General features: G+C 67.8%; 1 protein-coding gene. It reads left to right on the top strand.

Annotation, left to right across the window (positions count from 1 at the left end; translation table 11 throughout):
• Window positions 1–3,679, top strand: a 3,679-nt coding sequence (locus AC1D1G_RS42980) for an amino acid adenylation domain-containing protein (protein WP_477956684.1), incomplete at both ends; no start/stop codon positions are given.

Genomic DNA, 3,679 nt, shown 5'->3' with positions numbered 1-3,679 from the left:
TGCTCGACGAGTTCCCGCTGAACACGAGCGGGAAACTGGACCGCAAGGCCCTCCCCGCACCCGAATTCGTCTCGAATACAACCGAATACGTGGCACCCCGCAACGACGTGGAGCAGAAGCTCGCGGACGTGTTCTCCGACGTGCTCGACGCCGGCCGGATCGGTGTGCACGACAGTTTCTTCGACCTCGGCGGCAACTCGCTGATCGCCACCCAGCTGGTGTCCCGGATCCGCAGCGAACTCGACGTGCCGGTCGCGGTGCGGGACCTGTTCGAGTCACCGACCGTCGCGGAACTCGCGGGCCGACTGTCGCAGTCGCACGGTGCGGACACCCGACCGGCACTGACCCGGCGGGAACGGCCGGTGCAGATTCCGTTGTCGCCGGCCCAGCAGCGGATGTGGTTCCTCAACCAGTTCGACCCGTCGTCCCCGGCCTACAACCTGCCGTTCGCGGTGCGGTTCACCGGGGCACTCGACCGGGCGGCACTCGAGGCGGCCATCGCAGACCTGATCGAACGCCACGAAACGCTGCGCACGGTGTTCCCGGACTCGGCGACCGGTCCGCACCAGGTCGTGCGCGACACCGCCGACGCACGCCCGACCCTGTCCGTCGCGGCCGTTGGTGAGGACGAACTGGAGACCGTCCTCGGACGATTCTTCACCACCGGTTTCGACGTCACGACCGACCTGCCCGTCCGCGTCACGCTGATCCGGCTGGGCGCCGACGACCACGTGCTGGCACTGGTGGTGCACCACATCTCCGGCGACGGCTGGTCGATGGCACCGATGGTGCGCGACGTGATGATCGCGTACGCGGCCCGCACACGGGGAGAGCGCCCCACCTGGACGGCGCTTCCCGTGCAGTACGCCGATTACGCCCTGTGGCAACGCGACCTGCTCGGCGAGGAATCCGACCCCGACTCTCTCGCGGCCCGGCAACTCGACTTCTGGACGAACATCCTTGCGGGTGTTCCCGAGGAGCTGGATCTCCCGACGGACCGGCCGCGACCCGCGGAACAGTCCTACCGCGGTCGGCACGTCAACTTCGCCGTCGACGCGTCGACGCACCGCGCGCTGGCCGCGCTCGCACAGTCCCGGCGGGCCACGCTGTTCATGGCCGTGCACACCGCGCTCGCCGTCCTGCTCGGGCGTCTCAGCGCCTCCCCGGACGTCACCATCGGCACTCCCGTCGCGGGCCGCGGCGAACGCGAACTCGACGATTTGATCGGTATGTTCGTCAATACGGTGGCCCTGCGGACCCCCGTCGATCCGGGTTCGGCATTCACCGACCTGCTCGACCATGTCCGGGACGCGGATCTCGCGGCGTTCTCCCACGCCGACGTGCCGTTCGAACGGCTGGTGGAGGTGCTCAGCCCCACCCGGCACGCTGCCCGGCACCCGTTGTTCCAGGTGATGCTCACGTTCCAGAACCTCGCGCAGACCACACTCGAACTCGACGGACTCACACTGCGCGTACTCGACACCGACATCGACGTCGCGAAATTCGATCTCCACTTCACCCTCGTCGAGCGGTTCGACGCCGACGGCGATCCCGACGGGATCACCGCGCTACTGACCTACGCCTCGGACCTGTTCGACGAGGACACGGCTGCCTTCATCGCCGCCCGATTCAGCGCGATCCTCGATGCCGTCACCACGGATGCGGGCACGCGTGTCGGCGACATCGAACTGCTCGACGCCGACGAGAACGCCGCACTGACGCTCTGGAACTCGACCGACCACACCGTTCCCGTCGCCACCCTGCCGGATCTGTTCGATACACAGGCGACGCGGACGCCGGGTGCGACGGCGGTGGTGTTCGAGGGCGCTGCGCTGACGTACGCCGAGCTCGACGAGCGGGCGAATCGACTCTCCCGGTATCTCGTGTCGTGCGGTGTGGGGCCGGAGTCGCGGGTGGTGCTGGCGATGCGGCGCTCGCTGGACCTCGTGGTGGGAATGTACGCCGTCGTCAAGGCGGGTGGCGCCTACGTGCCCGTCGACCCCGATCACCCGGTCGACCGCATCGGGTACGTGCTGCAGTCCGCCGCGCCGGTCCGCGTCCTGACCACGACCGCGGACCAGCCCGCACTCCCGTCCGGCGTCGACGTGGTCACCATCGACGCGCTGGACCTGACCGACTTCTCCGGCGCGCGCGTCACCGACGCCGACCGGATCGCTCCGCTGCGCGCGGACAACACCGCCTACGTGATCTACACGTCTGGGTCGACGGGTAAGCCGAAGGGTGTGGCGGTGCCGCACGCGGGCATCGTGAACCAGTTGGTGTGGATGCAGTCGGAGTACGGGCTGACCGAGCGGGATGTGTTGTTGCAGAAGACGGCGACGACGTTCGACGTGTCGGTGTGGGGGTACTTCTGGCCGTTGCAGGTCGGCGCGACCATGGTGCTGGCCACTCCGGACGGGCACCGGGATCCGGTGTATCTGGCGGAGGTGATCGACGAGCAGGGGGTGACGGTGACCGATTTCGTGCCGTCGATGCTGGATGTGTTCGTTGCGTCGGTACCGGCCGGCTCGTGTTCGAGTCTGCGGCACGTGTTCGTGATCGGCGAGGCGCTTCCCCCGGAAACCGCGACTCGGTTCCGTACCGTGTCGTCTGCGGGGTTGCACAATTTGTACGGGCCGACGGAGGCCGCGGTGTCGGTGACGTACTGGGAGACGTCCGATGCCGACGAGGTGACTGTGCCGATCGGTGTGCCGGAGTGGAACACCCAGGCGTACGTGCTGGATTCGCGGTTGCATCCGGTTCCGGTGGGGGTGCCGGGGGAGCTCTATCTCGGTGGCATCCAGTTGGCGCGGGGGTATTTGGGCCGGGTGGATTTGACGTCGGACCGGTTTGTGGCGAATCCGTTCGGCGATGTCGGGGCGCGGATGTACCGGACGGGTGATCTGGTGCGGCGCCGGAGGGGCGGGGTGCTCGAGTACATCGGGCGTACCGATTTCCAGGTGAAGTTCCGTGGTCAGCGGATCGAGTTGGGTGAGATCGAGGCGGTGTTGCGGTCGCATCCGGATGTGACGGGTGCTGCTGTTGTCGTCTACTCGGATGCCTCGACGGGTGATCATCTGGTGACGTATGTGGTTCCCGCGTCCGGTCGCACTGTCGACGCCGCGGACCTGCGCCGGCACGCAGCGGGTGCGCTTCCGGCGTACATGCTGCCGTCGGCGACGGTGTTGCTCGACGAGTTCCCGCTGAACACGAGCGGGAAACTGGACCGCAAGGCCCTCCCCGCACCCGAATTCGTCTCGAATACAACCGAATACGTGGCACCCCGCAACGACGTGGAGCAGAAGCTCGCGGACGTGTTCTCCGACGTGCTCGACGCCGGCCGGATCGGTGTGCACGACAGTTTCTTCGACCTCGGCGGCAACTCGCTGTCCGTCACCCGGGTGACCGCGCGCATCACCGAGGCGACCGGAACCCGGTTGTCGGTTCGCGACGTGTTCGATGCGCCCACCGTGGCCGCACTGGCGTTGCGTATCCACTCCATCACCACTGAGGTGCGTCCGGCCCTGACCGCAGTGACCCGGCCCGCCCGCATCCCGCTGTCGCTCGCGCAGCAGCGCATGTGGTTCCTCAACCAGTTCGACGCCGACTCCCCGGCCTACAACCTGCCGTTCGCGGTGCGGCTGTCCGGCGCGATCGACACCGCAGCGTTGGCGGCGGC

Source organism: Rhodococcus sp. P3_B8 (assembly GCF_056402775.1).
The sequence above is the reverse complement of the archived record's forward strand: the minus strand, read 5'-3'. Positions and strand labels throughout refer to the sequence as shown.